At 68.9% G+C, this 15552-nt stretch carries 15 protein-coding genes; 2 read left to right on the top strand and 13 right to left on the bottom strand.

Annotation, left to right across the window (positions count from 1 at the left end; genetic code table 11):
- Nucleotides 1-31: 31 nt before the first annotated feature.
- The 5 genes from WEA29_07900 to lepA form a co-directional block, all read right to left on the bottom strand.
- Nucleotides 32-511: a helix-turn-helix domain-containing protein gene (locus tag WEA29_07900; GenBank protein MEX2323674.1), complete on the bottom strand. Its 480-nt coding sequence runs from the start codon at nucleotides 509-511 to the stop codon at nucleotides 32-34.
- A 92-nt stretch (nucleotides 512-603) separates the two neighbouring features.
- Nucleotides 604-1680: a DnaJ C-terminal domain-containing protein gene (locus WEA29_07895; protein MEX2323673.1), complete on the bottom strand. Its 1077-nt coding sequence runs from the start codon at nucleotides 1678-1680 to the stop codon at nucleotides 604-606.
- Between the two features lie 5 nt (nucleotides 1681-1685).
- A complete protein-coding gene (hrcA, locus tag WEA29_07890) occupies nucleotides 1686-2675 on the bottom strand; it encodes a heat-inducible transcriptional repressor HrcA (protein ID MEX2323672.1) in 990 nt (329 codons plus the stop codon).
- 35 nt (nucleotides 2676-2710) lie between these two features.
- Nucleotides 2711-3883 carry a radical SAM family heme chaperone HemW gene (gene hemW, locus WEA29_07885; GenBank protein ID MEX2323671.1) on the bottom strand — a complete coding sequence of 391 codons (1173 nt, stop codon included), beginning with the start codon at nucleotides 3881-3883 and terminating at the stop codon, nucleotides 2711-2713.
- A complete protein-coding gene (gene lepA, locus WEA29_07880; GenBank protein ID MEX2323670.1) occupies nucleotides 3873-5681 on the bottom strand; it encodes a translation elongation factor 4 in 1809 nt (602 codons plus the stop codon). The genes hemW and lepA overlap by 11 nt, the downstream gene beginning before the upstream one ends.
- Before the next feature lie 85 nt (nucleotides 5682-5766).
- Between lepA and rpsT the strand changes: the two genes are divergently transcribed.
- Both rpsT and greA read left to right on the top strand, forming a co-directional pair.
- Nucleotides 5767-6033, top strand: a complete 267-nt coding sequence (gene rpsT / locus WEA29_07875) for a 30S ribosomal protein S20 (protein MEX2323669.1) — start codon at nucleotides 5767-5769, stop codon at nucleotides 6031-6033.
- A gap of 16 nt (nucleotides 6034-6049) precedes the next feature.
- Nucleotides 6050-6526: a transcription elongation factor GreA gene (gene greA / locus WEA29_07870; protein ID MEX2323668.1), complete on the top strand. Its 477-nt coding sequence runs from the start codon at nucleotides 6050-6052 to the stop codon at nucleotides 6524-6526.
- 105 nt (nucleotides 6527-6631) lie between these two features.
- Here greA and WEA29_07865 read toward each other — a convergent pair whose 3' ends face one another.
- The 8 genes from WEA29_07865 to WEA29_07830 all read right to left on the bottom strand — a co-directional run bounded on the left by WEA29_07865 (nucleotide 6632) and on the right by WEA29_07830 (nucleotide 15525).
- Complete coding sequence (locus WEA29_07865) at nucleotides 6632-7615, bottom strand: hypothetical protein (GenBank protein MEX2323667.1); 984 nt, start codon at nucleotides 7613-7615, stop codon at nucleotides 6632-6634.
- Nucleotides 7612-9756 (bottom strand): ComEC/Rec2 family competence protein, encoded by a 2145-nt coding sequence (locus tag WEA29_07860; protein ID MEX2323666.1) that lies wholly within the window; start codon nucleotides 9754-9756, stop codon nucleotides 7612-7614. The genes WEA29_07865 and WEA29_07860 overlap by 4 nt, the downstream gene beginning before the upstream one ends.
- Complete coding sequence (locus tag WEA29_07855; protein ID MEX2323665.1) at nucleotides 9753-10295, bottom strand: ComEA family DNA-binding protein; 543 nt, start codon at nucleotides 10293-10295, stop codon at nucleotides 9753-9755. Before WEA29_07855 ends, WEA29_07860 begins: the two co-directional genes overlap by 4 nt.
- A gap of 51 nt (nucleotides 10296-10346) precedes the next feature.
- Entirely contained in the window at nucleotides 10347-11012 is a 666-nt protein-coding gene (locus WEA29_07850) for a type II CAAX endopeptidase family protein (GenBank protein ID MEX2323664.1), read from the bottom strand.
- The gene (locus WEA29_07845; GenBank protein MEX2323663.1) at nucleotides 11005-11403 is read right to left on the bottom strand and encodes a hypothetical protein; all 399 of its coding nucleotides are present in this window, start codon (nucleotides 11401-11403) and stop codon (nucleotides 11005-11007) included. The genes WEA29_07850 and WEA29_07845 overlap by 8 nt, the downstream gene beginning before the upstream one ends.
- Nucleotides 11400-14141, bottom strand: a complete 2742-nt coding sequence (gene leuS / locus WEA29_07840) for a leucine--tRNA ligase (protein MEX2323662.1) — start codon at nucleotides 14139-14141, stop codon at nucleotides 11400-11402. The genes WEA29_07845 and leuS overlap by 4 nt, the downstream gene beginning before the upstream one ends.
- A gap of 134 nt (nucleotides 14142-14275) precedes the next feature.
- The gene (locus tag WEA29_07835; protein ID MEX2323661.1) at nucleotides 14276-15127 is read right to left on the bottom strand and encodes a metal ABC transporter ATP-binding protein; all 852 of its coding nucleotides are present in this window, start codon (nucleotides 15125-15127) and stop codon (nucleotides 14276-14278) included.
- Nucleotides 15118-15525: a Fur family transcriptional regulator gene (locus WEA29_07830; protein ID MEX2323660.1), complete on the bottom strand. Its 408-nt coding sequence runs from the start codon at nucleotides 15523-15525 to the stop codon at nucleotides 15118-15120. The genes WEA29_07835 and WEA29_07830 overlap by 10 nt, the downstream gene beginning before the upstream one ends.
- Between the last annotated feature and the right edge of the window lie 27 nt (nucleotides 15526-15552).

Genomic DNA, 15552 nt, shown 5'->3' with positions numbered 1-15552 from the left:
GCCGCTGTCCTGCGACCGTCGGCGAAGCGGATCAGTCGGCGGCGAGGCCGAGTTCTTCCATCCGCTCGGCGAACGCCTCTTCGCTGTGCTCGATGAGCAACGCGAGTAGCCGCAGGTCGTCGCGACGGATGGTGAGGACGCTGCCGCTGAAGTCCTGACGCATGCGCTGGATCGAAGTGAGGAACCGCTGGACGATGACCGACTCGGTCCCCGACGTGCGTTCGACCCGGTTCAGGTCGATGTTGACTCCGGCGTTGGACATCGTGGCCGCGTCCCGGCCGGAGCCGTCCTCGGCAGGGAAGAAGCGCCCCACGGGGACCTGGAAGAACTGCGCCAGCCGATGGAGCCGCGGCACCGAGAGGCTCCGCTCGCCGCGTTCGTAGGCGCCGAGCACGGCGGCCTTGAACTCGCCACCCGAGAGCCGCTGTACGTCTTGCAGCGACAGCCCGCGCTGGCGCCTGATGATGCGCAGCCGAGCGCCGGTCGTTTCATTGAAATCAGCGTTCGCCACGGCCCCTCCACAGGAAACGAACACTCAGAGCCTATCACATGAACGCTCTGAGTACACAGGCATTCATCGTCCCTGTCGGGACCTTGGGGGGACTAGCGGCGGCGACGCTTGGGCGGTTTCGGCTGCTCCCCCGTGGCGTCGGCGAACACCCGCAGCGCCTTCTCCTGCTCGGCGGTCAGCGCCGCTGGAACGCTCACGGTGACCTCGACGAGCAGGTCTCCGGAACCCCGGGATCCGAGCCGTGGAAGACCCTTGCGTGAGAGGCGAAGCACCGTTCCCGACTGCGTCCCCGCAGCGACGTCGACCTCCTCAGGCGCGTCTCGGTCGACGAGGGGCACCTGCAGTGTCGTTCCGAGCGCAGCCTCGGCGATACCGATCGACACCCGATGGACGAGGTCGGCGCCATGCCGTTCGAATCGCTCGTCGGGTTCGACCCGGACGTCGACGTACAAGTCTCCAGGTCCCTCTCCCGGGCCCCCTGCGTGGCCCGAGCCGCTGACCCGGAGGCGATCTCGGTCGCCGATGCCAGGAGGGATCTCGACGGCTACGGTGCGCTCCCCATCGACCCACGCCCGACCCCGGCAGGTGACGCACGGATCGGTGACCACCGAGCCGCGGCCGTTGCATCGGTCGCAGGCGGCGACCGACATCGCCGCGCCGAACAGCGTCTGGCTGGCCACCCTGAGCCTCCCCGAACCCCCGCAGCGCTCACACCGCAGCGGCTCCGACCCGGGAGCGCCGCCACTTCCCCCGCAGCTCTCACAGCCGACGGCGGCCGCGAACTTGACGGTGCGCTCCGTTCCGGTGGCGACCTCGGCGAGGCTCACCGAGACCGACGCCACCAGGTCGGCGCCTCTCGGCCGACGCTCACCGCCGCCGGTGGTGCCGAAACCACCGCCGAAGAACCGCTGTAGGAGATCCTCGACTCCGGCGAACGACGAGAACAGAGTGCCGAAGTCGATGGCGTCGCCGCGGTCGTAGGCAGCTCTCCGTTGCGGGTCCGACAACACCTCGTATGCCTCCGCCGCCTCACGGAAGCGCTCGGCTGCCGCGCTCTCGCCGGGATTGGCGTCCGGATGACTCTCGCGGGCGATGCGACGAAAGGCACGCTTGATGTCCTGCTCGGAAGCGTCGCGCGGTACCCCCAGGGTCGTGTAGTAGTCGCTCATCGGGATCAACCGCTCAGCGTCTCGCCGAGCGCCTCCGACACTTCCTCGACCACCCGAATCGTCCGGCGGTAGTCCATGCGGAGCGGCCCGAGGACGCCGATACGGCTCTTGCTGCCCTCCACCGCGTAGGGCGTCGAGACGACTGCCAGATCGTCCTGGGCGACACCGGTCTCGGGACCGATGCGGACCGTCGTCCCTTCCTCCTGGTCGTCGAGCAGCAGCGCCACGGCCGCCTCTCGATCCACCAGGGAGAGGATGCCGTGAAGCTTCGCCAGGTCCGCCCACAACTCGACCATGCGGCTGGTCCCACCCACGTAGATGTCGCGGCCCCCGGCCGCCGCCGCTGCCAGGGCCGACATCGCATCCGTGACCAGCCCGACGGCAGGGGCAGGAAGGCCGTCCGTCTCCGGCGCCGGTGGATCGTCGGCGATGGGACCGCCGACGAGGTGATCGCGCAGCAGCTCCTCGACCGACGCCAGCTCGGAGGGCGTGCAGGCGATTCCACCCTTGAGGACGGCCTGGTGAACTCGTCCCGTGTCGGTGACCAGGATCAACAGCGCCGTCCCGGGCTCGACGCCGAGGAGATGCAGGTCGCGCAGATGGAGTCCCCGCAGCCCGGGGCCGAGGACGATGGCGGGGTACCGGGTGATGTCGGAGAGCAGGTCGCTCGTTTCCCGAAGGATGCGACCGAGCTCGGCCTGGACCGTCGAGAAGAACGACTCGATCTGCGACTGGGTTGCGCCACGGAGCCGACCCGGCGATAGGTGGTCGACGTAATAGCGGTAGCCCCGCTCCGTGGGCACTCGCCCTGCCGACGTGTGCGGTTGCGCGACGTAACCGTCGGACTCCAGCACGACCAGGTCGTTGCGGACGGTGGCGCTGGAACACTCGAGGCCGGAACGCTCCAGCACGGTGTGCGACGAAACGGGAGCCCCGGTGTCGATGTAGTCCTCGACCAGGGCAGCCAGGATGGTCGCCTTGCGGTCATCGAGCATGTGGCGGCGCATCGTAGCAGGAGGGGGCCTCCGCCTTAGCAGTCGCGGGGCGCGAGTGCCAGGAGGGCTCGCACCGCCGCGTCGCCCAGGAGGGGCCGCGTCACGGCGATCCGGTCGTCGCGGCGGGCGAGCACTTTCGCCTCCAGCAACGCGGCACCGGCCTCCGACTCGAGCAACGCCCGGCCAGCCACCCCGGGCACGACGCCAGCCGCTCGCCGCAACCCCAGCATGACCCGCTCGACCTCGCGGCTCCACCCCGTGTGATGCTCCTCTCCAGCAACCGCGCTCCGCCCCTCCGTCACCGCCGCCACGTACCGTTCCACCCCCCGCAGGTTCCAGGACCGAACACCATCGACATGCCGGTGGGCCCCGTTGCCGAACCCCAGATACTCGCCCTGCGCCCAGGTGATGAGGTTGTATCGGCACACCCGACCGGGAGCGGCGAAGTTCGATGTCTCATATCGGACGAGGCCGGCGGAGTCGGTGAGGGCGAGCACGACCTCATAGCGGTCCGCCCCGACGTCGTCGTCGGGCCCAGGACTCCCGCCAGCAACCTCGCGACCGAGCGGTGTTCCCGGCTCGACGGTGAGCGCGTACGCCGACAGGTGAGCGATGCCCAAACGGAGCGCGGTGTCCACCGAACGCTGCCAGGCCGACGCTTCCTCAGGCGGGCTGCCGAAGATCAGATCCACGCTGACCGACGGCATCGCCTCGACGGCGAGGAGCACCGCACGCTCGGCCTCCGCCGACGAGTGTCGCCTGCCCAGGTACTGCAGCACGGTGTCGTCGAACGACTGCACACCCACGGAGAGCCGGGTGGCCCCGGCGGCCCGCAGGCCCTCGATCTGGGCGTCGTCGAGGTCTTCCGGGTTCGCCTCCACGGTGACCTCGGCCCCGTGAGCGAGGCCGACCCGGTCACGCACCGCGTCGACGACCTCGCCGATCCGCCGGGGAGGAAGGGCACTCGGCGTGCCGCCACCGATGAACAGTGCGTCCACCGGATCCCGACGCGGCGCCGCCCCGATCTCCATCAGGAGTGCGGTCAGGTACCGATCGACCGCCGCCGCCTCCGCCCCTTCGGTGACGGCGAAGTCGCAGTAGGGGCACACCCGATGGCAGAACGGGAGATGCACGTAGGCGCCGAGTAACCCCCCGGCGGCGTCTGCCACCTCGGGGGAATCCGGTGCCGGCGTGCCCTCAGTCGGCATCGACGCGGAGGACCGCGATGAACGCCTCCTGGGGCACCTCGACGGACCCGAGCATCTTCATGCGCTTCTTGCCTTCTTTCTGGCGTTCCAGCAGCTTTCGCTTGCGGGTGATGTCACCGCCGTAGCATTTGGCGATGACGTCCTTACGCTTCGCCTTGACCGTCTCGCGGGCGATGATCCTCGACCCGGCGGCCGCCTGGATGGGGACGTCGAACATCTGCCTGGGGATGATCTGGCGCAGGCTCTCGACGAGCCGACGGCCGTAGTCATACGCCTTGTCCCTGTGCACGATCGACGAGAAGGCATCCACCGGTGTCCCGTTGAGCAGGATGTCCACCCGGAGCAGGTCGGCCACCTCGTAGCCGTCGGGCTCGTAGTCGAGTGAGGCGTACCCGCGCGTCCTCGACTTGAGCTGATCGAAGAACCCGAAGATGATCTCGGCCAACGGAACCCGGTAGACGAGTTCGACCCGCTCGGGAGAAAGGTACTGCATGGTCCCGAGGGTCCCCCGATGCTCTTGCAACAGTTCCATCACCGTACCGACGTACTCCGACGGCGTGAGGACCATCACGCGCAGCATCGGCTCTCGAATCCCCGAGCGGTGGGTGGACTCGGGAAGATCCTGCGGGCTGCGAATCTCGATCTCCCTGCCATCGGTGAGCGACACGCTGTAGGCCACGGACGGCGCGGTAGCCACCAGATCCAGGTCGTACTCACGCTCCAGCCGCTCACGGACGATCTCCATGTGGAGCAGTCCGAGGAACCCGCACCGGAACCCGAACCCGAGCGCATGCGAGGTCTCCGGTTCGAAGACGAGGGCCGCGTCGTTGAGGCGCAGTTTCTCCAGGGCCTCGCGCAGCCGCTCGAAGTCGTCGCCGTCCGTGGGGAACAGACCGCTGAACACCATCGGCTTGGGCTCGCGATACCCGGGGAGCGGGGCGGAGGCGGGCCGATCCCGACGGGTGACGGTGTCGCCCACCCTGATCCGGTCGACCTCCTTGACGCCGGTGATCACGTATCCGACCTCCCCTTCGCCGAGCCTCGAGACCGGCACCGCCTTGGGGGTGAGCACCCCGACCTCGTCGGCGGGAAGGTCTTCGCCCGAGATCATGAAGCGCAGCGGATCCCCGGTGGCGAGGACGCCATCGGTCACCCGCAGGTAGCAGACCACCCCCCGGTAAGGGTCGTAGTACGAGTCGAACACGAGGGCCCGCAGGGTGTCGACCTCTGCGGGCGCTGGTGCCGGCAAGCGTTCGACGATGGCCTCGAGGAGTTCATCGACGCCCTCTCCGGTCTTCGCCGACACCCTCAGCACCTCGTCGACCGACACACCGAGGACTCCGGCCACTTCGGCGGCGACCCGGTCGGGGTCGGCCGCGGGAAGGTCCACCTTGTTGACCACCGGGACGACCTCGAGGCCCCCTTCGATGGCGAGGTAGGCGTTGGCCAGGGTCTGCGCCTCCACTCCCTGGGCGGCATCCACGAGGAGGATCGCCCCTTCGCAGGCCGCCAGGCTGCGCGACACCTCGTACGAGAAGTCGACGTGACCGGGGGTATCGATGAGGTTGAGAATGAACTCGTCACCGTCGGGGCGCCGATAGTTCAGACGAACCGCCTGGGCCTTGATGGTGATGCCGCGCTCACGCTCGAGGTCCATGGAATCGAGCACCTGCTCGCGCATCTCGCGCTCGGTCAGGGCACCGGTGCGCTCGAGCAGACGGTCGGCGAGGGTCGATTTGCCGTGGTCGATATGCGCGATGATGCAGAAGTTGCGGATGCGTGAGCGGTCCGGCACGATTCTCCGGAGGGACGGCGGCGCATTGTACCGTCACTCCCGGGCCTGCTATCGTGCCGCATTCCCCCACCCCGATGGGCGTTTCACCATGGCCAACATCGAGTCACAGATCAAGCGCAACCGTCAGACGGTCAAGCGCCACGCCCGTAATCAGACGGTTCGCACCGAACTGAAGACGCGGGTGAAAGCCGTCCTCACCGCCGCTGACGCCGGCGACGCCGAGGCCACCGAGACGGCCCTGCGCCGAGCCCAGAAGCGCATCGACACCGCCGCCGCCATGGGAGTCCTGCACCCCAACACGGCGAACCGGAAGAAGTCGCGGCTCGCCAAGCGCGCCAAGCAGTCGCGCGCCTGACCACCACGCCAACCCCATGGCTGACGATCCGATCTGGCTGACGCCTTCGGCACACCACAAGCTGGTCGAGGAGCTCGAGGAGCTGACGACCGAGGGACGCCGACTCATCTCCGAGCGCATCGCCGAGGCGCGCTCGCACGGCGACATCCGCGAGAACGCCGACTACGACGCCGCCAAGAACGAACAAGGGCTGATGGAAGCGCGGATCCGCAAGCTCCAGTCGATCCTGGACACCGCCTTCGTACAGGAAGTGGAGGACGGCGACACCGTGACGGTGGGATCGGTGGTCGAACTCAAGCGCGAGGACGGAGGCGAGATGCGGGTCTTCGTCGCCACCCAGGAGAACCGGGTCGAGGGCTACACACTCGCATCGCCGTCGAGCCCCCTCGGCGCTGCCCTGCTCGACGCCCGGGTCGGCGACACCGTCTCGTACGAGGCCCCCAGCGGCGTCTTCAGCGTCGAGATCGTGTCGATAACGCCCTACGAGGCGTAGGGCGCGATTCGCAATTCGCAATTCGCAATTCGCAAGACCCGCCCCTCGCTACTCGCCCCTCGCCCCTCGCTACTCGCCCCTCGCCCCTCGGCCCTCGCCCCTCCGTCAGCCGTACCAGCGGGCCAGTGCGACCGTGAGGCGTTCCAGCGTCGGGCGGTGGGTGGTCTCGGGCTCCGTCTTGAGGGTGATGTCGGCTCGGGCGAGTGCGTGAAACGCCCGGTGGAGATCGTCCTCGGACACCGACGACCGGGCCTGCCACGCCTTCTTGTTCGGGTAGTAGTCGGGGCCACCACCCGCCCAACCGGCGAACTCGTCGAGTGACCCGGCGGTAGCGGCCAGCGCCTTGCGCTTCAGGTCGGCCTCGACGGCGGAGAGCAGCACCAGCGGGTGGCCATGGGTGAGAAACGCCGACAGCCTCCTGAGGGCGGTGCCCACGTCCCCGCTCGACAGCGCATCGACGTACAGGTACGCCGGCTCCTCGGGACGGTTCTTGAACCGACCGACCACGTCGTCGGCGGTGATCGGTCCCGACACCGCAGCGAGCTGATCGAGAGCACCGGCGAGCGCGCCGACGTCACTGCCGAACCCCTGGAGGAGCGCTGCCGCTGCCGCCGGTTCGAGACGCATCCGTCGCTCTCGGGCCATCTCGCCCAGACGCGAGGTCATGTCGCGCTCGGTCAGCGCCTTGACGGTGTGCACCTCGCCTTCGGCCTTCGCCAGCCGCAGGATCGGTGACGGCGTGGCGCCGATCGCAACCAGGACGACCGCCACCTGCTCCGGATCCACGGTCGTCAGGAGCTCGGCGATCACCTCACCCTCGTGCTTGAGCAGGTTCTGCGCGTCGACCACGACGACGCCGACGATGCCACCGAACAGTGATCCACTCTGCAGGGTTGGCACCAGCCGCTCAACCTCGGGCCGCAGCCCGGATTCCTCAGCCTGCTCCCCGGAGGCGCGGCCGGGAATGTCGAAGCGGTCGATCGACGACGCATCGGCAGCGGCGAGGATCCGATGAGCCCGCTCGACCATGTCATGTCGTTCGCCGGCCGATGCCTCTTTGCGACCCTGAACGAGATGAAACCGCTTCACGGCACCGACGCTAGCGCCGGTGATCGGTCGAGCAGGATCGTGATCGTTCCCTCCAGGTCGGTGCGCCGGACCACCGCGCCGGCACCCTCGAGTACGCCGATCACGTCCTGGCTCGGATGCCCGAAGGTGTTGGGACCGACACTGATCACCGCCACCGCCGGGCGGCTCGCCTTCAGCCACTCCAGGGACGAGGTCGCCGCACCCTGATGGGGAACCTTCATCACATCGGCGGAGATCGGGCCCAGCTCGGCCTGGGCGATCGCCTCGATGTCCCCCGTCATGAGGACGCGGTGCCCGCGCGCTTCTACCAGCAGCACGATCGATCCATCGTTGGGAGAGGCGTAGCGACGGAGCGGGCCGAGCACGGTGATCTCGAACTCGCCGACACCGACCCGATCCCCCACCGACGGCACCTCGGCGAGCGCCCCCGAGCCCACGACCTCGTCGACCACCACATCCAGTGGCGACGACTCGCCGAGTTGCGGGGGATGCCAGACCCGGGCGACCGGGACGGTACGGGTGATACCCACGAGGCCGGCCGAGTGGTCGGCATGACGGTGGGTGATCACGAGCAGATCGATCCGGCGGACACCTCGCTGGCGCAGGTGGGATCGGAGGATCCGCGGATCCAACCCACCATCGAGGAGGATCGTCTCGCCGCCGGGGCCTTGGAACAGCGTCGCGTCACCCTGCCCGACGTCGAGGAACCGGACCACCGGTCGGTCCGGGGGTCCCGCCGGTACCAACGACAGCCCCACCGCCACCACCGAGATCAAGGCGACCGGACCGCGTAGGCCCCGGTGACGCCACGCCACCCCCAGGACGGCCAACGACAGGAGGAAACCCACCCAGCCGATCTGGCCCACCTCGGCCCCGGCGCGGGCGACCACCAGGACGACACCGGCCACCGCCGCGGCGATCTCCACGAGAGGCCATGCGCCCGCAACGGCGCCGACCCCACCCGTCATGGTGGCCACGGCGACAAGGGGAGCCGACACGAGATTGGTCAGGGGACTCACAATCGGGATCGAGCCGAAGTGACCAAGCAGGATGGGAGCCACGGCCACCTGTGCGGAGAGCGACGCCCCGAGCGAAGCCCACAGCCAGAGCGGACGGCGCCCCACCCACAGGGACGCGCCGAGGACGATGCCGGCGGTGGCCGCCACCGACAACTGAAAGCCCACGTCGTACACGATGCTCCCCGTGGCGACGACCAGCGTCGTGACCGCCAGAGACAGCGCCCGGAGCGCGCTGACATGCCATCCGACCAGGCGGGCGCCAAGCACGGCAACGGCCATGGCCGAGGCGCGCAGGACGGACGGCTCCCATCGGGTGACGACGGCGAACACGACGACCCCGACGAGACCTACCACGATCCTTCGATGTGGCGACCACCCGAGCGGCCCTGTGGCCAGCCAGAGCGCTGCGAGGAACAAGGCGACGTTGCTCCCCGACACGACCACGAAGTGGCTCAAGCCGGCCAGACGGAGCGCCTCGTAGTCGTCGGGTGGCAATCGGCGGACATCACCGATGAGGAACCCCGACACAAGGGCCCCCTCGGGGCGATGCACCACCGGGCGCAGCCCGGACTCGACCCGCGACCTCAGCGCATTCGCCGCCACCACGACCGGATTGGCCGAAGGGGCGAGTCGCCACCCATCCAGCACCCGGAGGTCGCCGGCGACCGGGCCCCCGAGTTGCACTCGGGGCCGACGACGGAGGTCGCCGGAGAGGACGAAGCGGTCACCGACGTCCGCTGCCTCCAGCCCGGCGACCTGCACCCTGGGTCCACGCCACGGCTCCCAACCCGACGGACCGAGCAGGTGATCCGGGGCGATCACGACCCGCGCCGGTGCCGACACGATGGTCCCCACGATGCGAACCGGGCCTTCTGGCAGCGGCGCCTCCAGGGTCCCGGCGATTCGCCCGTGGGCCGCCACTGCCGACATCGCCCCGGCGAGGAAGGCGGCGGCACCCAGAGCGACCAGCCGCTGGCGTGCCTTCACGCACCACACCAGCGTGATGACCCCGACGATCGATACCCCGAGTGCCGACACCGGAGCCGCCAACGCCCCGGTCACCGATCCGCAGGCGGCGACCACCGCGGGAAGATCCTGCACCGCCGCGACCCGGCGAGTCACGGCACGGTGATGTGGTCGCGGATCGCGGCCAGCTTCGCCTCCCCGATTCCGGTGACGTCGAGCAGGTCCTCGACGACCCCGAACGGTCCGTACCGCTCCCGATGCTCGACGATCCGCTGGGCCAGCACGGGGCCGACGCCTGGCAGTCCCTCCAGCTCGTCTGCAGTGGCGAGGTTCACCGAGATCGGTCCTCCGGTTCCACCGGCGGCGCCGGGGGACGTTCCCTCCTCCGGCACGACGACCCGATGGCCACCGGCCACCGGAGCAGCAAGGTTGAGTGCCGTCAGCGACGCCGACGGCAGGGCACCCCCTGCTGCGGCGATGGCATCGGCGACCCGCGCTCCTTCCGGCAGCGCGATTAGCCCGGGCCGTGCCACGGCGCCCGACACATGGACGACGATCGTCCCCGGCGTCGCCGTGCGAGCCGGTGTCGTGAGCCGTTCGACCACCGGTGGGGCCTGCGGTGACGGCCAGAGGATCAACGCCCCGACGACGGCGAGCGAGGCGAGGGAGGCTCCGGCGAGCCAGGACCGATCCATGTCCCAGCTTGTATCAGCGCTCCGGCCCGTACGGAAGGGGGACCGTACGGGTCAGTCGACGATGAGCCCCACCAGGGCCAGGAAGTTGAAGCCGGCGTGGATGGCGACGACGCGCCCCAGTCGACCGGTCCGAAGCACCTCGTACCCGAGGACGACGCCGAGAACGAACAGGCTCGGGAGCATGAGCCACGCCGCGGAATCGAGCGCGTGTGCTGAGGCGAACAGCAGGGCGCTGCCATACACCGCGACGAACCTGGAGCGCCGCTCCAGTGCGCCCAACAACACCCCGCGGAAGAGCACCTCCTCCACGAGCGGTCCCAGGACGACGATGCCGACGGCCACCAGGGTCCACTCGAACCAGGTGGCGGCGGCCGCCGCCGAGTCGATGACCTCCTGTGTCGGTATCTCGATGTCCACGGAACGGGCGATCGACGCCACCACGAGAGCGAGCACCACCTGGATCCCGAGGCCGATGGGCAGTCCGACGAGGTCGCTCCAGTGGGCCGACCAGCGAAAGGACTGCCGCCACGGCTGCCGGCGCGGGGCAAGCGCGGCGAGGGCCAGGACGATGCCGACCAGTTGTGCGGGAATGATCACGCCGAAGACGGCGAGCACCGTGGCGTCACCGACCGCCAGGTAGGCGGCGGTCGCCGCGGCCGTACCGGCTACGAACACCGCCACCGCGTCCCTCACCCGCCACGGGCGAGGCTCATCCATGGCGATCGGCGATGTCGCGCGCCTCCACCTCGAGGGGGATGGCACGGTACGCCTCCTGGCGCGACAGCCCGCGGCGCCGGCCGCGCCGGTACCCACCGAGGTACTCCCTCGACCAGCCGATGGGACCGAGACGGCGCCATTGGTCGATGTGGGTGAGCTCGTGGACCATCAATCGCCCCAGCCGCTCGGGCTCGTCGGAGAGTCGGTTCGGATGGAGGTAGATGCCCCACGGGAGCGCCATGGCCGTCACCCACGGCGCCCAGAACACCCGAAACCAGCGGCGTGCAGCCCGCACCGGAACCCGTTCCGGATCCACCCGGGTCAGCACACCGGCGAGCGAGCGAGGATCGATGCCGCCGGCCCGAATCAGGTCAGCGGCGGACCTCCTCACGCCACGACCACGTTCACCAGCTTCGGAGGTCGTGCGATCACCCGCGATGGCTCGGCGCCCCCGAGCGCGGCGGCGACCTTCTCCGATGCGAGGGCGAGTCGGGTCGCTTCGTCCTCGTCGATCCCGGCATCGACCTCGATGCGATCGCGCACCTTGCCGTTGACCTGAACGACGAGGGTCACGGTCTCGTCCATGGCGAGATCGGGGTCGAAGGTCGGCCACGACGCGGCGAGGATCGACCCGTCGTGACCGAGCCGCTCCCACAACTCTTCGGCCACGTGCGGGGCGATCGGGCTGAGCAGCAGCACGAACGCTTCGGCCACCGTCCGCGGTACGCGGTCCAGGGCGACCAGCTCGTTGTTCAGCTCGAACAGCCTGGCGATGGCGGTGTTGAAGCGCAGGTGCTCCATGTCCTCGGTCACCGCCCGGATGGTCCGGTGCATCGACCGGGCGAGACCGTCGTCCGGCTCGGCATCGACGACCAGGAGCTCGCCGGTGTCGGCGTCGATAAAGTTGCGCCACACCCGCTGCAGGAACCTCGTCACGCCGACGATGTCCCGCGTCGTCCACGGCTTCGCCTGATCGAGTGGGCCCATGAACATCTCGTAGAGGCGCAGAGTGTCGATGCCGTAGACGTAGAAGAACTCGTCGGGTGAGACCGAGTTCTTCTTCGACTTGCCCATCCGCCCCTCGACCCGGGTCACCTCGCGACCCTCGTACAGGTACACCCCGTCGCCGAGCTCGACCTTCTCCGCCGGCACCCACATGCCGCGTTCGTCCATGAAGGCGTCGGCCTGGATGATCCCCTGGTTGAACAGGCGCCGGAAGGGCTCCACCGTGGAGACATACCCGAGGTCGAACAGCAGCTTGTGCCAGAAGCGGACATACAGCAGGTGGAGGACGCCGTGCTCGACGCCGCCGACGTACAGGTCGACGCCGGTCTCCCCCATCCAGTACCGCTCCGCATCCTCGCCAACGAACCGCTCGGCATTGTGCGGGTCGGCGAATCGCAAGTAGTACCAGCACGACCCCGCCCACTGCGGCATCGTGTTGAGCTCCCGCTCGTACCGAACCCCATCGATCTCCACCACGCGCCATGCCTCGGGAACGCGCGCCAATGCCGGCACCGGGTCGGCATCCTCCTCATCGGACGCCGACGGACGGAAGTCGTCGATCTCGGGAAGGGTCAGCGGCAGATCCTCGTCGGCGAGGGGGCGGAGTTCGCCGTCGGGCCCGTGCAGGATGGGGATCGGCTCGCCCCAGTACCGCTGCCGGCTGAACAGCCAGTCACGCAGCTTGTACGAGACGGCGGGCTCACCATGACCCTCCGAAACGAGCCACCGGGCCGTCTCCGCCTTCGCCTCCTCCACGCCCAATCCGTCGAGGAATCCGCTGTTGATGGCCGGGCCGTCGCCCAGGTAGGCGTCCCCATCGAAGTCGTCCGGGGGCTGCACGGTGCGAACGATCGCCAGATCGAAGAGCCTGGCGAATTCCCAGTCGCGTTCGTCCTGACCCGGCACCGCCATGATCGCCCCGGTGCCGTATCCCATGAGCACGTAGTCGGCGATGAACACGGGGATCCGCTCACCCGTGGCGGGGTTGATGCAGTAGGAGCCGGTGAACACACCGGTCTTCTCGCGCTGGTCGGCGAGCCGATCCCGGTCGGGGGTCGCCTCGGCCCGGGTGCGATAGCCCTCGACGGCTTCGATCGGGGTGGCGTGGCCGCCGGTCCACCGCTCCGGGGTGCCCGTCGGCCATGTGTCCACGGTGAGCTCGTCGACCATGGGGTGCTCCGGAGCCAGCACCATGTAGGTGGCACCGAAGACCGTGTCGTGGCGGGTGGTGAAGACCTCAACCGCCGAGCCGGAATCCTCCACCGGGAACCAGATGCGGGCTCCTTCACTCCTCCCGATCCAATTGGTCTGCATCGTCTTGACCGATTCGGGCCAGTCGAGCAGCGCCAGGTCCTCCACGAGGCGGTCGGCATAGGCGGTGATCCGCAGCATCCACTGCCGGAGCGGTCTGCGGTAGACCGGAAAGTTGCCCCGGTCGGACCGCCCGTCCCGGGTCACCTCCTCGTTGGCCAGCACCGTCCCCAGGCCCGGGCACCAGTTGACCATCACCTCGTCGATGTAGGCGAGGCGCCGGTCGTCGAGATAGCGACGACGCGCCCCCTCGTCGAACTCGGACCAGGGCTGGCCATCGGCGTCACGGTCATCCGCCTCGAGGGCGGCGACCAACTCGGCAATGGGACGAGCCTTGCCGGCGTCGGGGTCGAACCACGAGTCGAACAGCCGCAGGAAGATCCACTGGGTCCACCGGTAGTAGTCGGGGTCGGTGGTGGAGAAGCAGCGCTCCCAGTCGTACGACAGGGCGAAGGACGTCAACTGACGGACGTAATTCGACTCGTTGCGTTGCGAGGTGAGGCGTGGATGCACGCCAGTCTCGACCGCGTACTGCTCGGCGGGAAGGCCAAAGGAGTCGAACCCCATCGGGTGCAGGACCGCGTAGCCACGCATCCGCTTGTAGCGCGAGAAGATGTCGGTCCCGATGTAGCCGACCGCGTGGCCGACATGGAGCCCCTCGCCGGAGGGGTACGGGAACATGTCGAGCACGTACATCTTTGGTCGAGCCGGGTCGAAGTCGTCGTCGCCTGGGTTCGGCGTGCGATGGACGCGCTCGTCGGCCCAGCGTGCCTGCCACTTCTGCTCGATCGCCTGGTGGTCGTACCCGTACATGGGAAGGGCGGAGGATAGGGCGTTGCTCCCCACGCTTCGCCTGGAGGAACGCGTAACGCTCAACGCTCAACGCAAGAAGCGTCCTGCGTTGAGCGTTGGACCTGACTCCCTCGCTACTCGCTACTCGCTACTCGCTACTCGCTACTCGCTACTCCCTCACCGTGCAGGTCTGCCCCAGGGCCTTCTACGTGGATGCTGCGGTCGCGGTGCACGTGCCTCCCGGGTACCGGGCGGTGCCCGGGGTCGTCGATGAGCAGGCCAAATGCCTCGACATGCAGGAGGCTGGGGCCGTATGCGGCGGTCAGGTGCTCGGCGGTGAGCACCGCCTCGGGAGGCCCCGAGGCGACGACTCGGCCCGACAGCAGCAGTACGTGATCGGCGACCCTCGCTTCGGCGAGATCATGGGTACTCACGACCACCGTCCGGCCCAGTCGGTATTCGTCGTGGATGACGGCATCGATCCGTTCGGCCGACGGCATGTCCAGGCCGGACAGCGGTTCGTCGAGCAGCAGGATGTCGTGGTCCTGGGCGAGACCCTGCGCCACCAGCACCCGCTGACGCTGACCACCCGACAGACGGCCGTAGTGCCGGCCTGCGAGATCTCCCAGGGCCATCGCCGAAGTGGCCTGATCGATGGCGTGCCGATCGGCCGCAGCGAACCGTCGCCACATCCCTTTGCCGGGGTAACGACCCATCGCCACCACCTCGCCGGCGGTGACCGGTAGGGCTTCGTTCACTTTGGTGGCCTGCATCACATAGGCGACGCCGGGTGCCCGCCCATTCCTCCGGACCAATTCAAGCCGCCCAGACGCCGGCTTCATCAGGCCGGCGACCGCGTTTAACACCGTCGACTTGCCCGACCCGTTCGGCCCGATCACGGCCGTGACCGCGCCCGAGGGGATGACGAAGGACGACTCGGTGAGGGCAACCGTCCGGCCGTATGCGAGGACGAGCCGCTCGGCGACGACGGCAGAGGTCACTGACACGCCGGACACGTTCCCTCCACCTCGAGCGAGTGCCCATCATGGATGAAGCCCGACTGAGAGGCCACGGCCCCGACCACGGTCACCAGCGACGCCTCCAGCTCCTCGAGAAGGACCACATCGGAGACCGCCCCGCACTCACCGCACACGACGTGGTGGTGGTGGCCAGCCAGCCAGTCGGCGATCTCGTATCGCGTGACTCCGCTGGTGTGGTGCGGCGCCACCACACCAGCCTCGTGGAGCACGGTCAGAGTCCGGTAGATCGACGACAGCGGGACGCTCTCGAGCAGTCGATGGATCTCAGCCGCGGCGAGGGGTCCGTCGGCCCGGCCGAGGAGACGAACGACTGCTCGCCGACCCGAAGTCAGGCGTTCGCCGCGAACGCCGAGGCGTTCGGCCACCTGTCTCTCGGTGTGTGTCGTTTGCGT

It is taken from the genome of Acidimicrobiia bacterium (assembly GCA_040902765.1).
In the GTDB taxonomy this organism is placed as follows: domain Bacteria; phylum Actinomycetota; class Acidimicrobiia; order Spongiisociales; family UBA11373; genus DATKBG01.
Note: the sequence above shows the minus strand (reverse complement) of the source record. Positions and strands in the feature narration are given on the sequence as shown.